General features: G+C 45.3%; 4 protein-coding genes. All 4 read left to right on the top strand.

Translation table 11 applies throughout. The features are described from left to right. Positions 1 to 56 precede the first annotated feature (56 nt). From GLO7428_RS29275 to GLO7428_RS24590, 4 genes are read left to right on the top strand one after another with little or no spacing between them, the layout of a single operon-like run. Complete coding sequence (locus GLO7428_RS29275; RefSeq protein WP_015191275.1) at positions 57 to 4,088, top strand: AMP-binding protein; 4,032 nt, start codon at positions 57 to 59, stop codon at positions 4,086 to 4,088. Continuing rightward, entirely contained in the window at positions 4,085 to 11,449 is a 7,365-nt protein-coding gene (locus tag GLO7428_RS24580; protein ID WP_015191276.1) for a type I polyketide synthase, read from the top strand. The genes GLO7428_RS29275 and GLO7428_RS24580 overlap by 4 nt, the downstream gene beginning before the upstream one ends. Then, entirely contained in the window at positions 11,446 to 18,792 is a 7,347-nt protein-coding gene (locus GLO7428_RS24585) for a type I polyketide synthase (protein ID WP_015191277.1), read from the top strand. Before GLO7428_RS24580 ends, GLO7428_RS24585 begins: the two co-directional genes overlap by 4 nt. After that, positions 18,779 to 23,224: a type I polyketide synthase gene (locus tag GLO7428_RS24590; RefSeq protein ID WP_015191278.1), complete on the top strand. Its 4,446-nt coding sequence runs from the start codon at positions 18,779 to 18,781 to the stop codon at positions 23,222 to 23,224. Before GLO7428_RS24585 ends, GLO7428_RS24590 begins: the two co-directional genes overlap by 14 nt. Positions 23,225 to 23,369: the final 145 nt, after the last annotated feature.

The raw sequence follows: 23,369 nt of genomic DNA on the forward strand, positions 1-23,369 counted from the left end.
GATATTCTTGCTCTCTCATCGCAGGGCAAATTATTAAGGCATGACCAGTTAATTATATGGTGATAAGCTCAACCTCACTACCGTTTTTGTCGGGTAGATCTACACTTGTGGATTTAGTGCAGTATCGAGCCGAGCATCAACCGCAATGCGGCTATGTTTTTCTTGTAGATGGCGAGCATGAAGTTGCTTTAAATTATCAAGAAATTGACCAACAGGCACAGGCGATCGCAGCATACATCCAAATGACGAACATCACTGGGCGCGTGCTGTTGTTGTACCAGCCTGGATTAGATTTTATTACAGCTTTTCTCGGATGTTTGTACGCTGGTGTTGTTGCGGTTCCAGCTTATCCACCGCGACGCAATCAAAATTTATTGCGGTTAGAATTGCTTGCGGCTGATGCACAAGTAAGCGGAGTTCTGACGACGACGGATGTGGAGTTAGGTAGTTGGAATTCAGAAATTGAAGTTTCGGCGTGGATTACAACTGATAAAATTTCGCGAAATTTAGCTGAAAATTGGCATAAACCAGAGATTGATGCTGATACTTTGGCATTTTTGCAATATACCTCCGGCTCTACAGGAAAGCCGAAAGGCGTGATGATTACGCACAGCAATTTACTGCATAACAGCGCGCTCATCTATCAAAAATTTGAGCATACACCAGATAGTAAAGTCGTCAGTTGGCTGCCGTTTTATCACGATATGGGTTTAGTTGGCGGAATTCTGCAACCACTTTATGGCGGATTTCCTGGCGTACTCATGTCTCCGGTACTTTTCTTACAAAAACCACTGCGCTGGTTACAAGCAATTTCGCGTTATCAAGCTACGACGAGTGGTGCGCCGAATTTTGCCTATGAGATGTGCTTACAAAAAATTACCCCAGAACAAAAGCAAAAGCTCGATTTGAGTTCTTGGGATTTAGCGTTTACGGGTGCAGAACCCGTGCGGAATGAAACTTTAGAGCGATTTGCGCAAGCATTTGCCGAGTGTGGATTTCGCCGCGAAGCATTTTATCCCTGTTACGGTTTAGCCGAAGCAACATTGTTTGTCAGTGGAGGGACTAAAGCTGCACCACCTAAAGTTTGTTATGTAGATTCAGTAGCACTTGCACAGAACCGCGTTGTCATAGCCGAACCCTCAAACCAATCCGCTGCAATTGTGAGTTGTGGTGAAGTAGTCACAAAGTTGGCGATTATTGACCAAGATTTAACACGTTGTCATGCAAATCGCGTTGGCGAAATTTGTTTAGCAGGCGCAAGTGTGACGCAAGGTTATTGGGGAGACAGTAGGGGCGAGGGGCGAGGGGTGAGGGGCGAGGGGCTAATTGGTTATCCACAAAATGAATTGAATGTCAACATTGATGGAGAGGTGTTTTGGCGAACGGGGGATTTGGGTTTTTTGTATGAGGGGGAATTATATGTCACCGGACGAATTAAAGATGTGATTATTATTCGCGGTGGCAATTATTATCCTCAAGATATTGAACTCACTGTAGAACAAAGTCATCCAAGTTTACGCTTAGGACATGGGGCTGCGTTTGGTTTGGAGGTTGCTGGTAGCGAACAATTGGCGATTGTCCACGAAGTTAAGCGCGAGGCAATGCGATCGCTCAATTGTGAAGAAGTCATCAACGCGATGCGGCGGGCAGTTTCGCAGACGCATGAATTGCAAGTTTATGCCGTTGTGCTGCTCAAAACAGGGAGTATTCCTAAAACCTCAAGTGGAAAAATTCAACGTTATGCCTGTAGGATAGGATTTATTGAGAAAAATTTGCAAACTGTAGCGAGTTGGCAAGTAGCCACTGCTGAATCAATGGATGAATCGTTAAATCATCAGTCGGTTGATAGCCCCCTAAATCCACGCCAGTTGCTACAACGGGGGACATCCCACGCCAGTTTGCTCAACGGGGGGAACCCCCGCACGCAACAGGCTCCGCAACGCACTGGCTCCCCATCTATAGGGGACTTTGAAAGACTCGGTTCCCCCCGCCCCCTCTCAGTCTCCCCCAATTCTAGGGGAGAAGATCAGGAGAAAATATTAGCTCGCAGGGGGATCGCTCCTCCAAGTCAGCAGCGTATTGAGAATTCTACGCAAAAGCTGATGCAATGGCTGCGGGATTATGCTAGTGAACGCATTAATTCGCGGTTGATTGACGAACGCCGTGCGATTCCGCCGCATATCGTGCTTGATTTTGGCAATCAAGGGTTGCTAGGAATGCAAGTACCATACAAGTATGGTGGGCTGGGACTAAGCCATAGCGAAACAATGCAGGTGTTGCAGCAGCTAGGTGCAATTGATTTGACGCTGGCGTTATTTGTTGGATTGAACAATATTCTAGGAATTCGTCCAATTCTCCGTCATGGTAGCGAAATGCTGCAAAATGAATTGCTACCATTGTTGGCAACTGGTAGAGAACTTGCTGCATTTGCCTTAACCGAACCGCTGGCAGGTTCAAATCCGCAAGCAATGACTGCCCAAGCGATTCCGCAGTCAAACGGTAGGTGGCGGTTGCAGGGGACGAAAATTTGGAGTGGTTCAGCTGCATGGGCTGGCGTGACAAATGTGTTTGTGCAGCATCAAGGAAATGGTATTAGTGGGTTCGCGGTACGGCGTGGGCTGCGACAAGGAAAAGAAGCTTTAACAATGGGGATGCGCGGGATGGTGCAAAACACCGTGTATTTGAATGATGTTGTGGTTGCACCGGAAGCGATGTTAGGGCAACCAGGCGCGGGAATGCAGGTTGCGCAGGATGCGATGATGTACGGCAGGTTGGCGATCGCATCGGCAAGTGTTGGTGGGATGAAACGCTGCGCTCAACTGATGCTACGCTACACTTCGCGGCGGACGATCTCAACAGGGAAATTATTTGAGAATCCGTTTATCGCCAGCACTTTTAGTCATATTACTGCGGCGATCGCGGCGATAGAAACTTTGGTGACGCAAGTTGCCCAAAAATTAGATGCTGGTGTCGAAATTCCACCAGAAATCTATACGGCTTGCAAAACTGCCGCACCGGAATTCTATTGGCAAGTGGCTGATAGCTTGGTGCAGGTATTGGGAGGGCGCGGCTACATTGAAACCAATATGACTCCTCAGATTTTACGCGATGCGCGAGTGTTGCGAATTTTTGAGGGACCGACTGAGACGCTGCATATGTTTTTGGGTTCGCGGGTGATTAATGAAAGTAGTGAGTTGAAAAGGTTTATTTGTGAGGTTTGGCAAGCACCAAAGGTTTGGGGATGGTTGGATACTGCTGCTCAGCAAATTCAAGAATACTACACTCGTCACGTTCTAGATGCGGTTGATGCTAAGCGGTGGGCGGCGTTGCAAATTGGTGAAGTGGCGACGTTGGCAATTTTGTGGGCTGCTTTAGAAGATGCGCTGCGAAGATCGCCGTCAAAATCGTTGCAATCTGCGTTGGATTGGGTACAGTTTCAGTTTGAACGGGCGCGATTGCAAAAATGCGAATCGGTTGCGGTGCAGGCAAGTAGTGAGGCGATCGCAGGATATGTTGATGATATTGGCGATATTGAACAAACTTTGCCTGGCGAAGATTGGGAAGTTGATGAATTCTTGCGTAAGTCGAATGCGGTGTCTGCACAACTGAAGTCTGAAAATGGCAAAGACCAATCGCATCGCGAATTCGTCAATGGAGACAATCTTAAATTACCAGACTCGCGATCAATTCAAAAATGGTTGATTGATTGGTTGAGTCGGAAACTTAAGTTGCCTACAACGGCGATTGATCCGCGTAAAGCTTTTGCTGACTACGGTATAGATTCAGTGATTGCGGTTGAGTTGGCGCAGGACCTACAAGAGTGGTTGAATTATCCGCAGGCGATTGAAGCTACGATCGCTTGGAATTTCCCAACAATTGAAGCACTGAGTAATCATATAGCAGGAGTGAGGAGCGAGGAGCGAGGGGCGAGTGCAGGAGTGATGAGTTCACAAGTACCTCAAAAAGTATTTCTTGAAAAGCCTCCTTATGATAGCCCGCTTGATGCATCTGATTTACAGTCCCTTTCGGAAGCCGAACTTGCAAAGTTATTAGCCGCAGAAATTGACGCAGTGAGGACAGGCGAATGAATCGCGAATCCGTTGATTATCGTTCGCTGTTGCAACAAGCATTGCTAGAAATGCGATCGCTCCGTGCGCAATTGAACGCTGCGCAAACGGTTGAACCAATTGCAATTATTGGGATGGCGTGCCGCTTTCCTGGTGGTGCAAATACACCAGAAATGTATTGGCAATTATTACAAAATGGCGTTGACGCAATTTCTCTTATTCCACCACAACGCTGGGCAGTTGATGCTTATTACGATCCCAATCCTGACGCTCCAGGAAAAATGTACACTCGTTACGGTGGGTTTATTGCAGATGTAGACCAATTTGACCCGCAATTTTTTGGGATTTCGCCGCGTGAAGCTGCAAGTATGGACCCACAGCAGCGATTGCTGTTGGAAGTGAGTTATACGGCTTTAGAAAACGCAGGGCAATCGGTACAAAAGTTAAATGGCAGTCGTACAGGGGTGTTTGTTGGAATCGGCTTTGATGACTACGCCAAGCGGAGTATATTTTCAGGCGATCCGACGCGCATCGATGCTTACAGCAGTTTAGGAAATACGCGCAGCATTGCTGTCGGGCGATTATCTTATATATTCGGTTTTCAAGGTCCAACAATGCAGTTGGATACGACTTGCTCATCTTCATTGCTAGCTGTTCATCTTGCTTGTCAAAGTTTGCAAAATCGTGAGTCGAATTTAGCACTAGCGGGGGGAGTTAATTTGATGCTTTCTCCTGAACCGACGATTGGGTTTTGTAAATTGAAAGCCTTGGCTGCGGATGGACGTTGCAAAACTTTTGATGCTAAAGCTGATGGGTATGTGCGGGGTGAGGGATGCGGAATTGTTGTCCTTAAACGGTTAACGGATGCTATAGCTGATCAAGACCGTATATTGGCAATTATTCGCGGTTCCGCAGTTAACCACGATGGGCAAAGCAATGGTTTAACCGCACCGAATGGTAATGCACAAGAAGCTGTGATTCGACAAGCGATCGCACAGTCTCAAATCCAACCGAGTCAAATTCAGTATATTGAAACGCACGGTACAGGCACAAGTTTAGGCGATCCGATCGAAGTTTTGGCATTAGCAAAGGTTCTCGCCGCAGATCGTAGACAAAGTCCGCTGTATATTGGTTCAGTCAAAACTAATATTGGACATTTAGAAGCAGCCGCAGGCGTGGCAAGTTTAATCAAAGTTGTGCTGGCACTGCAACATCAACAAATTCCACCACATCTCCATTTCCAACAACCAAATCCGCATATTCCTTGGGAGAAAATCGCAGTTCCGACGCAACTAACACCGTGGCATACAGATGCAAATCAGCCGCGTTGTGCGGGTGTGAGTTCGTTTGGGATGAGTGGGACAAATGCCCACATTATTTTAGAAGAATTTCCGCAAGCCGAATTAGCAACTCAACAACACTCACCGCAGATTTTAACGCTATCGGCAAAAACACCAACTGCACTTAGAGAATTGGCGCAATCGTATCAGCAATATTTGCACGCACATCCTGATGTATCGCTAGCGGATGTTTGCTATACCACGCACGGGCGATCGCATTATGATTATCGCAGTGCAATTGTAGCAAACTCGACTGCGGAAGCCCAGAAAAAACTAGAAGCAATAGAGACTATTCGCACGCCACTCCAACGTCCGAAAATTGCGTTTTTATTTCCTGGGCAAGGTAGTCAATATGCAAATATGGGGCAAGAGTTGTATCAAACACAACCTCGATTTGCGCAAGTGTTAGATACTTGTTGCGAACTTCTCGAACCGGAAATTGGTATTGATTTACGGACGCTTCTTTATTCTGATGCATCTGTAGCGCTTAACGAAACCGTTTACGCCCAAACGGCGATTTTTAGTATCGAGTATGCGTTGTCTTGCTTGTGGACATCATGGGGTGTGTATCCAGATGTTGTCATCGGGCATAGTATCGGCGAATATGTTGCGGCTACCGTTGCTGGAGTGTTTAGCCTCGAAGATGCGCTTAAACTCGTGGCGACACGCGCTAAATTGATGCAAGCTTTACCCCACGGGCAAATGTTAGCGATCGCTGCAAGTGTAGATACTGTAGCAGCAATAATCACACCATATCAAGACGTTGCGATTGCTGCGGTCAATGCACCAAACAGTACGGTTATTTCAGGAGATAGTCAAGCGATTAGTGCGATAACTGCGATTTTACGCGATCGCAATATTGCTAGCAAACGGTTGGAGGTATCGCACGCCTTTCATTCGCCAATGATGCAACCGGTAGTAGCAGAATTTGAGCGTGTGGCGCAGACGATTGAATATGCATTACCAAAGATAGATGTCATATCCAACGTTACGGGCTGTGTCGCGGATAATGAAATTGCTACGCCGCAATATTGGTGCAAGCATATTCTCCAACCTGTGCGGTTTATGTCAGGAATGCAGACATTAGCACAGCATGAATGTAACGTTTGTTTAGAGTTGGGTGCAAAGCCAGTTCTCACCGCATTAGGACGACGCTGTTTGCCCGATGCGGATATTTTGTGGTTATCGGGTTTAAACGAATCATCGGAAGTATTTTCAAATCTGGCACAGTTATATGTCGCGGGTGTGGAAATTGATTGGCAAGCTTTGAAACCTCAAGGTCAACGTTTGGCTTTACCGACATATCCTTTTCAGCGTCAGCGCTATTGGTTGGAAACTCCTCAAATTACAATATCAAATGCACCTGCTGATTCACACCCATTACTAGGGCAAAAAGTGAATTTGGCAAAGTTAGAAACAATTCATTTCCAAAATCAAATCAGTCTAAATAATCCCGCTTATCTCCAACATCACCGCGTGTTTGATATACCGATTATGCCAGCCGCAGGTTATATCGAAATGGCGCTTGCAGCCGCAGCGCAAGTTTATCAAACGCATAATTTAGTATTGACTGATGTTGTGATTTATAAAGCTTTAAAACTGACGAACGAACTACAAAAATTACAACTAATATTAACACCCGAAAACCAAAAATATCGCTTTGAAATTTTCAGCTTAGCCGCAGATCAATCGTGGATATTACACGCTAGTGGAATTGCAGCCGCAACAGAGACACCCGAAGAAGTCACGTTACTCGAACTAGAATGTCCAAATTCAATGGCAGTAACAACATTTTATCAAAGCTGTCGCGATCGCGGAATCGATTATGGGGAAAATTTCCAGCGACTTACGCAATTAAAACAGGGAAAAAATGCAGCTATAGGTCAAATAGAAACACAAGAAGCTGCTCCAAATTATATTTTCGATCCTCTTCTTTTGGATGCTGGTTTACAAGTCATTGGCGCTGCTTTATCAGACACGCAAACATATTTACCAATTGGGTTAGAAAGTCTTACTTTTTTTGGAAATGTTACAAATGAGTTATCGAGTTCGGTACAAATCAGAGACGAATTAGTAGATGTTCAATTTACTAATTCAGAAGGGCTTGTAGCGGTCATCGCTGGTTTAAAACTCAAGCCAGCCTATCCCAAAGCTTTTCAAGGTACACCTACTGAATTGTATCAAGTAGAGTGGCGATTGTCGCAACCTTTGAGCGAATCAAGTTCGGCTAATTTATTATCTCCCGCAGCAATTTGCGATCGCGTTATACCTGCGCTTAAACAACTGCTAGCACAATCTGAACTTGATAGCTATCGCCAGGTCTTACCACAACTTGAAACTTTGAGTCTTGCTTATATCGTCGATGCGTTGGCAGCAATTGGTAATGATACCAACTCGGTGATACCTCAGTATCAGCGCTTGCTTGCGCGTTTACGCGAGATTGTATTAGATGCAGATATTGTGTCATCTGTCAATCCTCAGTTGTTGGGGCAGCAGCTTTTTGCACAGTATCCGATGGCGGGTTGTGAACTGACGTTACTTCAACGATGTGGTTCGCATTTAGCGCAAGTATTGCAAGGAAACCAGGATGCTTTGCAGTTACTTTTCCCTGATGGTGACACCTCGATATTGACGCAACTGTATCAAGATTCACCTGGTGCAAAACTGATGAATACTTTGGTGCAGCAGGCATTGAATGCTACAGTTGTCAATACAAATCGCGTGGTGCGAATTTTAGAGATTGGTGGCGGTACAGGTGGTACGACGGCGTATTTGTTACCTCAGTTGGATGTAAAGACGACAGAATACACATTTACTGATATTTCGCCGTTATTCGTCTCGAAGGCACAAGCAAAATTCTGCGATTACGATTTTGTACAATACCGCGTATTGGATATTGAGCGATCGCCTTTGACTCAGGGTTTTGACCAACAATTCGACATTATTATTGCAGCAAATGTATTACACGCTACTCAAGACTTGCGGAAAACATTGAAGCACACTCAAGAGTTGTTGGCTGAAAACGGTACGTTAATCTTACTCGAAGGAACTCGCGCTTTCGCTTGGCTGGATGTCGTTTTTGGCTTAACGGCGGGTTGGTGGCGATTTACGGATGAAGATTTGCGGCGATCGCATCCGTTGTTATCGTCTAGCCAATGGCAACAGCTTTTACATGATTGTGGTTTTGAGTCGGCGATTGTTAGTCCTGCTGCGGTGGACGATCCTTTGAGTCAGCAGAATGTTATTGTTGCGCGTTATACCGCTAAGTGTACGGTAACGTGTTTGATTTTCTGCGACGCGCTTGGTGTGGGTGAAGCGTTGGCGAAACTTTTACGCGCCCAAGGGCGTAGGTGTATTCTTGTTTATTCGGCGCGGGAGTATCAGCGCTATGGTGAGGATCGGTTTGGTGTGTGTCTTGAGCGTGAGGGTGATTTTGTTGCGTTAATTGAAAATTTATGTGAGGAAACGAACCACAGAGACGCAGAGGAGGACACTTGCGTGCGGGGGTTTCCCCCGTTGAGCAAAGTGTCCGTAGGCGCAGAGGTAAGAGGTTTGGAGGTTGTTTGTCTTTGGGGTGTTGAGGAGGTGGAGGGAATTGAAACCAATTTACGAAGTAGTTGTGCAAGTGCTTTGTATTTGATTCGGTCGCTGGTTGCTACAAAGCTTGATGCATCGTTGTATTTTGTGACGCAGGGGGCGGTTGATTGTGGTGATGTTAGTTTCTCTGGATTAATGCATTCTCCGGTGTGGGGGATCGCTAAAGTCGCGGCGTTGGAGCATTCAGAACTTGAGGTTAAGTGTATTGATTTAGACGATGGCGTAAGCGTAGAAGTACGGGCGGAAGCTTTGGCGGCGGAGGTTTTATCGCCGGATCGCGAAGATCAAATTGCTTGGCGGGGCGATCGCCGTTATGTCGCTCGACTGGCAAAATATCAATCAATACCGCAACCGTATCAATTAACAATTTCTGAACGCGGGACGCTGGATAATCTGCAACTGCAATCGTATTCGCGGCGAGTGCCGGAACTCCATGAAGTTGAAATTCGGGTTTTTGCGACTGGACTCAATTTTAGAGATGTATTGAATGCGCTGGGATTGTATCCTGAAAGCGCTTTGGGGTGTGAATGTGTGGGAGAAATTGTCGCTGTAGGAGCGCAGGTGAAGGATTTGGTGATTGGTGATGCTGTGGTTGCGATCGCTCCTGGTAGTTTTAGTCAGTATGTGACTGTGGATGCGGCGATGGTTGCACCAAAACCCGCTAGTTTGAGTTGGGAAGCAGCTACAACAGTTCCTGTAACATTTTTAACTGCATATTACGCACTGCACAATGTTGCCAAAATTCAAAAAGGCGACCGCACTCTGATTCATGCAGCCGCAGGTGGTGTCGGTCAAGCCGCAATTCAGATTGCCCAGCAAGCAGGTGCAGAGATTATTGCTACTGCTAGCCCAACAAAATGGGATACAGTGCGATCGCTTGGTGTAAAGCACATTTATAACTCGCGATCTTTAGATTTTGCTGCCGAAATTATGGCACTGACGCAAGGGGAAGGTGTTGATATCATTTTAAATTCGTCCCCAGAATTGGTTTCGGCAAGTATGTCGGTTCTCAAAGCCCATGGTCGATTTGTCGAATTGGGACTTGTCCGTGACGAGTATCCCCAGTCAGCAGCAAGTTATTTTTCAGTAGATTTAGTCGCGTTATGTCAACAGCAACCGCAACTGATCCAAAATCTGCTACGCGATCTGATGTTGAAATTTGAGACACGTCAACTCCAGGCTTTACCTCAAACGGTATTCCCCATTGAGAAAGTTGTTGACGCTTTCCGCTATATGCAGCAAGCCAAACACACTGGCAAAATCGTTATTACCAATTACCAATTACCAATTACCAATTACCAATTACCAGGCACTTACCTCATTACAGGCGGACTTGGTGGACTCGGCTTATTAATTGCTGAATGGTTAGTAGAACAAGGCGCAAGACATCTAGTATTAGTGAGTCGTCGTGACGATGCCAATCATCCGCAAGTCCAAAAATTAAAGAAATCGGGTGCAGTTGTCGTTACAGCGTCGGTTGATGTGACCGATGAACAGCAATTGTCACAGTTGATTGCAGATATCAAAATATCAATGCCACCTTTACGCGGTGTTGTTCATGCGGCTGGGGTATTAGATGATGGCGCACTATTGCAACTTGACTGGGAACGCTTTGAGAAAGTAATGTACCCGAAAGCGCTTGGTGCGTGGTATCTACACGCTTTAACGCAAGATCAGCCACTTGACTTTTTTGTGCTGTTTTCTTCGGCAACCGCGCTGTTAGGTTCGCCTGGACAAGCTAACCACGTAGCTGCTAATGTATTTTTGGATACTATAGCTCATTATCGCCGCAGGCTTGGACTCCCCGCACTGAGTATCAATTGGGGAATTTGGTCAGAGGTAGGTTCGGCAAGCGATCGCACGCAGCAGATGCAGCAGCGGGGTATTGATGCGATCGCCCCAGCGGAGGGAATCGAAATTTTTGCACAGTTGTTGCGATCGTCAAATCAGGTAGGAGTTATCCCGATTAATTGGTCGCGGTTTTTACAACAAGGAATGCAATCATCATTTTTTAACGACTTTAGAGTGTCAGAACCACAACGACCGCAACTGATGCAACAACTGCAAACCGCAGATACAAGCGATCGCCGCGATCTTTTAGAAAAGCATATTCGCACGCAAATCGCGCAAGTATTGGGTTTTGACCCTGAAGAAATCGATCCCTATGCTGGTTTTTTTGATTTGGGTATGGACTCGTTAACCGCAATTGAATTGAAAAACCGTTTGCAAACAACCTTACAATGCACTTTACCGTCAACGCTAATTTTTGATTATCCGCATATTACCGCGCTCGTTGATTACTTGATGCAGCAGGTTTTAGCCTCCGATTCGCAACCAGAAGCGTATATTGAACCAGATAATACATCAGAAGAACTTTCTGACGATCAAATTGCTGAGTTATTAGCGCAAGAATTAATCGAGATCGCGCGAGGTAAGCAGTCATGAATCAGCGATCGCCGCAACATGATTATCGCACGCTAATGCAAAATGCATTGCGCGAACTTCAACAAATGCGGGCTAAACTCGCCACCCTCGAACAAAATAAAACTGAACCGATTGCGATTATTGGGATCGGCTGTCGCTTTCCTGGTGGTGCTGATACTCCGGCAGCTTTTTGGCAATTATTACAAAATGGAGTAGATGCGATCGCCGAAGTTCCACCAAATCGCTGGCATCTTGATAGCTATTTTGACCCAAATCCCGAAGCCCCAGGAAAGATCTATACTCGCTATGGTGGCTTTATTGACAATTTAGAGACGTTTGATACTGAATTTTTTGGAATTGCGCCGCGTGAAGCACTTTCATTAGATCCGCAACAGCGACTCCTCTTAGAAGTGAGTTGGGAAGCGCTAGAAAATGCGGGAATTGTTCCGAAAAATCTGTCGGGGAGCAAAACTGGAGTCTTTGTTGGTATTAGTAGTAATGACTACTCACATCATCTTTTAACAAGAGAACCCGATGAAATTGATGCGTATCTCGCGACAGGTAACTCGCACAGTACCGCCGCTGGACGTTTATCGTATACTTATGGCTTCGTTGGACCTAGCTTTGCAGTCGATACGGCGTGTTCGTCGTCGTTAGTCGCGGTTCATTTAGCGTGTCAAAGTCTGCGTAATCAAGAATGTGATTTAGCTGTTGTTGGTGGTGTAAATCGTTTATTCGCACCAGAATTTACAATCAATTTTGCCAAAGCGCGAATGCTAGCCGCGGATGGACGTTGTAAAACTTTTGATGCGGCGGCTGATGGATTTGTCCGCGCTGAAGGATGCGGAGTCGTTATTTTAAAGCGGTTAGCAGATGCGATCGCAGATCGAGACAAGATTCTAGCACTGATTCCCGCCTCTGCTGTGAATCAAGATGGTCGTAGCAGTGGTTTAACGGTTCCTAATGGTCCGGCACAACAATCAGTTATTGTAGAAGCTTTGCGAAATGGTAACATTGACCCCGTCCAAATCAGTTATATCGAAGCGCATGGTACAGGAACCGCGTTAGGCGATCCGATAGAAGTTAACGCCCTCGGTGCTATCTTTGGCAAATCCCACACTTTCGATCAACCTTTACGCATCGGTTCAGTCAAAACAAATATTGGACATCTCGAAGCCGCTGCGGGAGTGGCTGGACTTATCAAAGTCATCCTTGCGCTGCAAAATCGCCAAATTCCACCGCATTTACATTACAAACAGCCAAATCCACACATTCCTTGGCAACAACTACCAATCCAAGTAACAACAGCCTTAACACCATGGACGGGTTCAATTGCTGGGGTGAGTTCTTTTGGCTTTAGCGGTACAAATGCTCATGTAATTGTTGCAGAAGCTACAAATTCAGCAGTTGAAGCAAGTTCGCACGTTGATACTCCGCAGATTTTAACCTTATCAGCGAAGACATTACCAGCATTAAGTGAGTTGACAAAACGTTATGAAGCGTATTTAGCTGCGAATCCAAATGTATCTATCGCTGATGTTTGCTTTAACGCGCAGACAAGGCGATCGCATTTTCAGCATCGACTTGCGATCGTTGCCCAAAGTAGCCGCGAGGCACAAGAAAAATTAAAACTATTTAATACTCATCAGCAAGAATCTACTACTAAGCATCGCCCAAAAATCGCTTTTTTACTCACTGGACAAGGTAGCCAGTATGCGAATATGGGCAAGCATTTATATCAAACTCAACCGATATTTACCCAACACATTGACCGTTGCTGCGAATTACTGCAACCTTATTTGAGTATCGATTTACGCGAAGTTCTCTATCCAAAAGCAGAATGTCAACTCAATTTAAACGATACAATCTTCGCGCAACCCGCGATATTTATTGTGGAATATGCGCTTTATCAACTTTGGACATCTTGGGGTGTTTATCCTGATGTAGTCATTGGACATAGTATTGGTGAATACGTTGCGGCAACAATTGCAGAAGTATTTAGTTTAGAGGACGCTTTAAAACTTGTTGTGACTCGCGCCCAACTGATGCAAGCCTTACCACCAAATGGAAAAATGGTGGCAGTCGCGGCAAATGAAACAACGGTTGCTGCAATCATTGAGGATTATCAACAAGTATCAATAGCCGCAATTAATGCTCCAGAAAATACCGTAATTTCAGGAAATATTAACGCGGTTGATGCAATTGTGACCACCCTTGAAGCGCAGCATATTGCGGCGAAAACTCTTGCAGTTTCTCATGCTTTTCATTCACCTTTAATGCAGCCAATGGTGCAAAAATTTGCCCAAATTGCCAGGGAAGTTGAATACAATGCCCCTAAGTTAAATTTGATTTCTAATCTTACCGGTAAATTAGCAGGCGATGAAATAGCAACCCCAGAATATTGGTGCGAGCATATTTTGCAACCAGTGCGTTTTGCTGCTGGGATGAAAGTATTAGCTGAACTTGATTGCAATATTTGTGTTGAAGTGGGAGCAAAACCAACTTTATTGGGATTGGGACGCGCTATACTTGCGAATTCAAATATTCTTTGGTTGCCAAGTTTAAAACCTTCAGATCAGATAAATCCTATATTATCAAGTGTTGCCCAATTATATGTTGCTGGTGTAAAAATCGATTGGCGTTCTTTCGGGTGCGATCGCCCATTACTCGCTTTACCAAATTATCCTTTCCAGCGTCAGCGTTTTTGGGTTGATGTTGCTAAAAAATCACCGCGCATTATTGATAATGGCTTGCATCCACTATTGGGACAAAGATTCGAGTTAGCACGCCCGAAAACTGTTTATTTTGAAAATTATTTGGGTCTAAATCGCCTTAGCTATTTACAAGATCATCAAGTTTTTGACAAAATCATTTTTCCTGGCGCGGGTTATTTAGAAATGGCGATCGCTGCCGGAAATTTGGTACTTAATACTAATGTGATATTAGAAAATGTCGAGATTTCACAAGCTTTAGTCTTAACAGAAACAAAGCTACAACTTGTTTTACAACACAACAAATTTGAAATTTTGAGTTTATCGGCAGCAACCGATGAATGGATAGTTCATGCAACGGGAAAAATTCAAAGTCTGAATGAACCTCAAAACCCAACTTTTATTGACATCGCAACGGTGCAAAGGCAATGTCAAGAAATTAATCCCCTACTTTATTATCAAACATTGCGATCGCATGGTATCAATTACGGTGCAACTTTTCAAGCGATCGCTCAACTTTGGCAAGGTGAAAATCAAGCACTAGCACAAATTCAGTTACCACCCGAACTTACAGATACGAATTATCGCTTACACCCAGTTTTGTTAGATGCTGCTTTTCAAGCGATTGGTGCGGCTGTAAATGAGGAATTATCGATTTACTTACCTGTTGGTTTAGAAAAGTTGGTGGTTTACAAAAATGCACCGCGCAGTTTGTGGAGTTATGTGCAAGTTTATACTACTAATGCCCCAGGCTCATTAAAGGCTGATGTGCAGTTAATTGCAGCGAGTGGCGAACTTGTTGCAACGATATCTGGATTACATCTACGACAAGCACAACAAGCGCTAGATGTTTACCGCGATTGGTATCAAGTAGAGTGGCAGAGTGAAGGTCGTGTAAGGTGGATTCCATCGCTTGCATCGGTATGCGATCGCTTATCTCCTACAGTACAAAACTTAGTTGCTCAACCGGAAATTCAACAATATCAAAAACTGTTACCGCAACTCGAAAAGTTGAGTATTTCCTATGTAATTGATGCATTTACATCGCTGGGCTGGCAATTCGTTCCAAATCAATATTTCTCTACTTCTCAACTTGTCGAAAAACTGGCGATTGCACCTCAGTATCAACAGTTATGCGATCGCTTGTTGGAAATGTTGGCAGAAGAACATTTTTTGCGTCGCCATGACGATTTATGGCAAGTTGTAGCGCTTCCCCAGTCAACAGCACCGCAGTTAACTGAATCGGTGGAGTTGACATTATTAGACCGTTGTGGTAAGGAATTAGCGAACCTCTTGCAAGGTAAAACCGAACCTCTACAGCTACTGTTTCCGCAAGGAGATTTGACAAACGCGACGCAACTTTATCAAGACTCGCCAGCAGCGAAATTAATGAATACGCTGGTGCAGCAGGTTGTTTTGGCGCTGGAAAAACCGCATTATCGCCGCGTCCGCATTTTAGAAATTGGGGCAGGTACAGGAGGAACTACGGCTTATTTGTTACCACATCTCGATCCGGCGGTAACGGAGTATACGTTTAGTGATGTTTCGCCACGATTTGTTCACAACGCACAACAGCGGTTTCAAGAATATGCTTTTGTGCAATATCGCGTATTAGATATTGAAACACCGCCCCAAGCGCAGGGATTCGCGGTGGATCGCTACGATATCGTGATTGCGGCTAACGTACTGCACGCAACTTGTTCGCTTGCGCAGAGTTTGGCTCACGTACAGCAATTATTAGTTGACGACGGGGTTCTAATTTTACTTGAAAGTACGCAGAAGTTGCGATCGCTTGATTTGATTTTTGGCTTGACGGATGGATGGTGGCGATTTGGCGATCGCGATTTACGCGCAAAGCATCCTTTGCTTTCGGTTGCCCAGTGGCAGCAGCTTTTAGCGAATTGTGGATTTGTCGATGTTGCGGCGATTGCACCGGAACCACAGTCAATTCTCTTAGCACGAAAGCAAGTTTTTTGTCAATGGGTAATTTTGTGCGATCGTCTGGGTTTGGGCGAGGAGTTGGCGCGGTTGTTGGCGCAGCGGGGGGATGATTGTGTTCTGGTTTTTGCGGAGGAAGTTGATTGGCGGCGGGTGTTTGAGGATGCGGAGAGGGGTGTTCGGGTTGTGTATTTGTGGGGGTTGGATGGAGAAACGAACCACAGAGACGCAGAGAGCGCAGAGGGAAGAAGCAAGGGAGGTTTGGTTGGTGAGTGTAGATGTGTGTTGGAGTTGGTGCGGGGTTTGGGGGATAAGTCGGCGGGGTTGTGGTTGGTGACTCAGGGGGCGGTGATGGATGTTGATCGGCGCGGGATTTGGCAGTCGCCGCTGTGGGGTTTGGGTAGGGTGATAGCGTTGGAACATCCTGAGTTGGGGGGTTTTTGTGTTGATTTAGATCCGGCGGTTGGAGTTGTGGAACAGGCAAGCGAGTTGTGTGCGGTGTTGGTGGATTCGCTGCCGCAAGTGGCGTTGCGCAATCAGCAGTGTTATGTACCTCGGTTGGTGCGTTATTGTTCGAGTTTGTTGGAAGTGTCAGAACCGTTTCGCTTGGGGATGTCAACGAAAGGGACTTTGGATCTGCAATTTCAGCCGATGATGCGAAATGCACCGCAAGCAGGTGAGGTGGAAATTCGGGTACGGGCAACAGGGCTGAATTTTATTGATGTGCTTGATGCTTTGGGTTTGTTACCGTTTGAACGCGATTGGTTTGGTGTTGAGTGTAGTGGTGAAGTTGTCGCGGTTGGTGACGGAGTTGAACATTTGCAGGTGGGGGATGCGGTGATTGCTTTAGCGCCTGCGAGTTTCGCTCAATTTGTGACGACAAATGCTAAGTGGGTTGTACTGAAACCCCATAACTTGAGTTTTGCAACTGCGGCGACGATTCCAGCGAATTTTTTAACGGCAGATTATGCCTTGAATCATGTTGCTAAAATCATTAGGGGGAAACGCATTCTGATTCATGCTGCCGCAGGTGGCACAGGTATGGCAGCGCTACAATTGGCGTTGCAAGCGGGGGCGGAAGTTTTTGCGACGGCGAGTCCGAGTAAATGGCAGCAACTTCAAGCAATGGGGGTAAAGCACGTTTTCAATTCGCGCAACATCGATTTTGCTGCTGAAATTATGGTACTGACCGACGGCGAGGGTGTTGATGTTGTGTTTAACTCGCTTTCGGGAGATTTTATCGCTAAAAGTTTATCAGTCCTCAAGCCTGATGGTCATTTTTTAGAAATTGGTAAACGCGATATTTGGAGTCAAACGCAGGTACAACAAGTCAATCCTGGTGCTACTTACACATTAATTGATTTGATGAGTGTCGCTCAACAGCAACCCGATCGCATGCAATCGATGTTGCGTCACTTGGTATCGTTGTTTGCAACATCGCAACTTCAGGTTTCACCCCAAACTGTTTTTCCCATCGAGAAAGTCGTTGATGCTTTCCGTTATATGCAGCAAGCCAAGCACATCGGCAAAATCATCATTACCCATTACCCATTACCGCTTACTTCATTCCCAGGTACTTACATCATTACTGGTGGACTCGGCGGACTTGGATTATTAATTGCCAATTGGTTAGTTGAACAAGGTGCGCGGCATTTAGTATTAGTCAGTCGTCGTGAAGCTGATGCTGAAATTATCCAGCGCATTGAGATGCTGAAATCAGCAGGGGCAGAAATACTTGTTATCTCTGCGGATGTGACAGACGAGTCGCAAGTGAGTGGCGTTTTATCAACGATTAAATCTTCGCTACCACCGTTGCGCGGTGTTATTCATGCTGCGGGCGTATTGGATGATGGCGTGATGCAACAAATGACGTGGGAGCGATTCGCTAAGGTACTATATCCTAAAATGTTGGGGGCTTGGCATTTGCACACTTTAACTCAAGACCAGCCACTCGACTTTTTTGTGCTGTTTTCTTCGGCAGCTTCTTTACTCGGTTCTCCTGGACAAGCTAACCATGTTGCTGCCAATACTTTTTTAGATGCGCTAGCGCACTATCGTCAAGCGCAAGGATTGCCTGGATTGAGTATCAATTGGGGTGCTTGGTCAGTGGTGGGGGCTGCGGCTAAACGCGGTGTGGCGCAGCAAATGCGATCGCGTGGCATTCATGAAATTTCTCCACAGCAAGGATTACAAAGCTTTGCCGCATTACTTCGGCAAACAGCAGCGCAAGTCGGAGTTGTCCCAATCGATTGGTCAACGTTTTTACAACATACGAATTCAGACTTTTTTGCTGACTTTCAAACTGCAACGCAACCCAAATCACCACCGCAATCGGTCAAAGTTGAACGTCCGCAACAATTAAAAGCTTATCTCCAAACTGAGGTCGCCCAGGTTCTTGGTTTACCAATATCACAATTACCTGCACTCAAACAAGGCTTTTTTGAACTGGGAATGGATTCTTTAATGACAGTGGAACTCAAAAATCGTTTAGAAACAAATTTGGGCGTTTCTATTCCGGCAAGTGCGATCTTTGAATATCCCACAATTGAAGATTTAGCTGGATATTTGGCGGAAAAATTAGCGAATAATTCTGATACAAATTTGCAACCGAAGACTGAAGATAATGACGATCCAAATTTAACAAATGCAGACATAATTTCTGAGTTAGCAGAGCTAGAAACATTACTTCAGGGGCAGACAGATGAATCAAACTAACATCAATGACAACACACAGCAGCGCGTTTTAACAGCACTCAAAGAAGCCCGCGCCAAACTCGAAGCGGTTGAACAGGCGAAAAACGAGCGCATTGCAATTATTGGCATGGCAGGGCGGTTTCCTGGTGCTAGAAATATTGATGAGTTCTGGCAAAATATCTGTAATGGTAAAAACTCAATTCAATTTCTCCCCGATGAAGAACTGCAAGCAAATGGCGTTGATGCCGAGTTAAATCATCCGAATTATGTGAAAGCTTACGCGAGTTTTCCTGATTTTGAATACTTTGCAGCAGATTTTTTCGGTTACTCGCCGCGCGAAGCTGAGATTATAGAACCGCAGCATCGCATTTTTTTAGAATGTGCATACGAAGCTTTAGAAACCGCCGGATACGACCCAGAAAAATATCAAGGTGATATTGGTGTTTATGCGGGTGCGTCTTTAAATAGCTATATTATTAATCTTTATACATCGGCTTTAGGCATCAATAACGTTCAAGCTGTTATTAGTAACGTAATGGGTTTAATGCCCACGCGCGTATCTTACAAGTTAAACCTCACAGGACCAAGTTGCGGTGTCCAAACCGGATGTTCGACTTCTTTAGTCAGCGTTCATTTGGCGTGTCAAAGTTTACTTAATCGTGAATGCGATATGGCGTTGGCTGGGGGCGTGTCAGTCAATGCGAGTGGCAAATCGGGCTATGTTTACCAAGCTGATGGTGTGTTATCACCTGATGGCTATTGTCGTGCCTTTGATGCCCAAGGACAAGGTACAGTGTTTGGTAATGGAGTCGGGATTGTTGTCCTCAAGCGACTTAGCGAAGCTTTAGCGGATGGAGATTACATCTATGCAATTATTAAAGGTTCGGCGATTAATAATGATGGTGCATCTAAAGTTGGGTTAACTGCCCCCAGCGTTGCAGGGCAAGCGAAAGTCGTTGCTAGCGCCATTGCTAAAGCAGGTATTAACCCTGAAACAATTGAATACATCGAAACCCACGGTACAGGAACCGCGTTAGGCGACCCGATTGAAATTGCAGCATTAACGAAAGCCTTTCGCCAGTATACACAAGCCGCTCAATTTTGTGCGATCGCTTCAGTGAAAACTAATATTGGGCATTTAGATGCTGCGGCGGGAGTAGCCGGATTAATTAAAACTGCATTGGCAATCAATCACGGCAAAATACCACCCAGCTTAAATTTTGAGTCTCCTAACCCCCAAATTGATTTTACAGATAGCCCGTTTTATGTCAATACGCAGTTGCAAGACTGGCACAATACACCGCGTCGGGCAGCAGTTAGTTCTTTCGGGATGGGAGGGACAAATGCTCATGTGATTTTGGAGGCAGAAGGCAGAAGGCAGGAGGTAGAAGGCAGGAGGCAGGGGAGAAATTATCAATTGTTGGTAGTTTCTGCTAAGACTGATGCAGCTTTAGAAGTCGCGACAGCAAACTTAGTCGAGTATTTAAAGCAAATTCCCGATGTGAACTTGGCTGATGTTGCTTATACGTTGCAAGTTGGACGACAACATTTTACTGAAAGACGCGCGGTTGCGTGTCAAGATGCTACGCAAGTAATTGAACTTCTATCTTCCGCAGATTCTCGCCATTCTACGCAAAATAACCTTGTATTCATGTTTGCGGGACAAGGTAGCCAGTATCTTGATATGGCAAAAGAGTTGTATGCAACTGAATCCTTATTTCGCGAACACGTTGACCGTTGCTGTGAGATACTCAAACCGCATTTGGGTTTAAATCTGTGTGATGTGATTTATTCTCCTGCCGCAGTTGCAAATATCAATGACACTTTATACGCTCAACCCGCGCTGTTTGTCATTGAGTATGCTTTAGCACAGTTATGGATGTCGTGGGGAATTCAGCCCCAAGCGATGATTGGACATAGTATTGGTGAATATGTCGCTGCTACGCTTGCGGGAGTGTTTGCGCTAGAAGATGCGTTGGCAATTGTCGCGATGCGCGGGCGACTGATGCAGCAGTGTTCTCCTGGCGCGATGTTAGCCGTGAGTTTGACCGCAACACAAGTTAATGCTTACCTCAACCAAGACTTGACAATTGCGGCAATTAATGGTGACAAAATGTGTGTTGTTTCTGGTGCGATCGCAGCGATTGAGGAATTGCAACAGCGTCTTACGGCTGAAGGTATCGGTTGTCGTCGCTTGCATACATCTCATGCGTTTCATTCACCAATGATGCAGTCGGTTGTCGAACCGTTAGTTGCCCAATTGCATCAAATTCAGTTATCTGCGCCGCAAATACCTTTTATATCCAATCTTACAGGAACTTGGATTGCTACTAGCGAAGCAACAGACCCAAATTATTGGGGAAATCAGTTACGCCAAACTGTAAAATTCGGTGCGGGAATTGCAGAAATTATGCAACTTGCAAATCCGATATTTTTAGAAGTTGCGCCAGGAAGAACGCTCAGCAGCCTCGTTAAGGCACAATTTCAAGTTGATACGCTTGTTAGTTTGCATCATCCGCAAGAGCAACAATCCGATATTGCATTAATGTTGCAATCGTTAGGAAAACTTTGGCAAGCAGGGGTAGAAATTAATTGGCAAGGATTGTATGCTGATGAAAAGCGATCGCGGATTCCGTTACCCACATATCCTTTTGAACGACAACGCTATTGGGTTGAACGCGACAATAAAAACACGATTGTAGAGCATCAAACTGATATTGATGATTGGCTGTACATACCCGCTTGGAAACGTTCTGCACCCGTACCTGGGGAGGAAACAGGTGAATGTTGGCTATTATTCATCGATTCCGCTGGGTTAGGTTCGCAACTAGCACAACACCTCCAGCAAATTGGGCATGATGTCGTTATTGTCAAAGCCGAGCGCGAATTTTCCGACAATGAGCAAGTGTATGCGATCGCACCCGACAACGCAACGGACTACACTCGCTTATTGGATTCGTTACAAGCACGCAAGAAAACGCCGACAAAAATTGTCCATTTGTGGCAATTAGACCAAGATCAAAATGATTTGCAGCTTGGGTTTTATAGTTTGTTATTTCTGGTACAAGCACTTGATACACCAATTGATATCAGTGTCATCACAAATGAATTACACGAAGTTGTAGGCACAGAAAACACCGAGCCTGTAGGGACAACAATTCTAGGATTATGCAAAGTTATTCCGCAAGAATTTCCCCAAATTCGCTGTCGAAATATTGACATTGAGCGAGATAAAACTCAAATTAGAGATTTAATTGCAGAACTTACCACACCCGCATTCGATAACGTTGCGTATCGCAATCATCACCGTTGGCTACAAACATATGAGAAATTACCAAAAATTGCCAACAAACCATTACGAACAGGCGGCGTCTATCTCATTGTCGGAGATTTAGTCGAAGGTTTAGGACTTGTTTTTGCACAATATCTTGCCGAAAAATATCATGCCAGATTGATTATTGTAGGAAGAGCAGATTTACCCGAAAAACACGATTGGGAAAAATGGCTTGCTACCCACGGGCGACAAGATACCGTCAGCGATTGCATTCGCAAATTACAAAATATTGAAGCCCAAAGTCAAGAAATGCTATTCTTTAGCGCTGATTTAGCCTCAGAAAGAATTTGCGAAATAGTTGCCAAAGCCGATCAGCATTTTGGTAAAATTCATGGTGTGATTTATGCGGGAGTCATGGGCGATCGCGCTAGTCATCTAATCAAATCACTCACCCCTACCCAAATAGAAGAGCAATTTCACTCTAAAGTATACGGCTTAATCGCGCTTGAACAAGCCCTGCAAGGTAGACCAATCGACTTTTACCTACTACAATCTTCACTTTCAACCGTCGTTGGGGGAGTAGGATTTGCAGCCTACGCAGCAGCAAATACATTCATGGATGCTTTCGCCCGCGCCCACAATCAACATTCTACAAAGTGGATTAGCGTCAACTGGGATGCCGTCAAATTTGATGATACCGACATCCAAAGCAACTCAGCCCTACTCAACTTTGCCATGACACCCCAACAAGTTTGGGAATTAACCGAACGCATTTTATCAACAACCGGCATTCCACAAATCATCGCCACACCCAGAGACTTACAAAATCCCATCACCGAAATTCAACCGACACTCCCCACAATCGAAGAGAGACCAGCAACCTACATCCCCCCCAGCAACGAAATCGAGCAAAAAGTTGCCAACATCATGCAAGAACTGCTAGGAATCCAACACATCAGCATTCACGACAACTTCTTTGAACTCGGCGGACATTCGCTACTCGCAATCCAAGCCGTTTCCCGCCTGCGCGAAGACTTTCAAATAGATTTACCAATGCGCGAATTTTTATTCGAGTCACCCACAATCGCCGGAATCGCCAAAGTCATCGACGACAAACTTACACAAAAACAAGCCGATATGCTCGAACTGCTGCAACAGATAGAACAAGAAGATGGGTAGTTGGAAGAGGGAAAAGGGGAAAGGGGAAGGGGTAATTGGTAATATGATTCATCCCAAAATCTCCTAAATCACCCAACCATCCCTCAACAACTCTTTCCTTTGTGTTCTTTGCGCCTAGCCTTCGGCAACCCCTACGGGGAAAGTG

The organism is Gloeocapsa sp. PCC 7428 (assembly GCF_000317555.1).
Classification (GTDB): domain Bacteria; phylum Cyanobacteriota; class Cyanobacteriia; order Cyanobacteriales; family Chroococcidiopsidaceae; genus Chroogloeocystis.

What these genes read in the sequence shown, in the direction of transcription:
- GLO7428_RS29275 (WP_015191275.1), top strand. Translation starts at nt 57, where the DNA reads ATGGTGATAAGCTCAACCTCACTACCGTTTTTGTCGGGTAGATCTACA.
- GLO7428_RS24580 (WP_015191276.1), top strand. Translation starts at nt 4,085, where the DNA reads ATGAATCGCGAATCCGTTGATTATCGTTCGCTGTTGCAACAAGCATTG.
- GLO7428_RS24585 (WP_015191277.1), top strand. Translation starts at nt 11,446, where the DNA reads ATGAATCAGCGATCGCCGCAACATGATTATCGCACGCTAATGCAAAAT.
- GLO7428_RS24590 (WP_015191278.1), top strand. Translation starts at nt 18,779, where the DNA reads ATGAATCAAACTAACATCAATGACAACACACAGCAGCGCGTTTTAACA.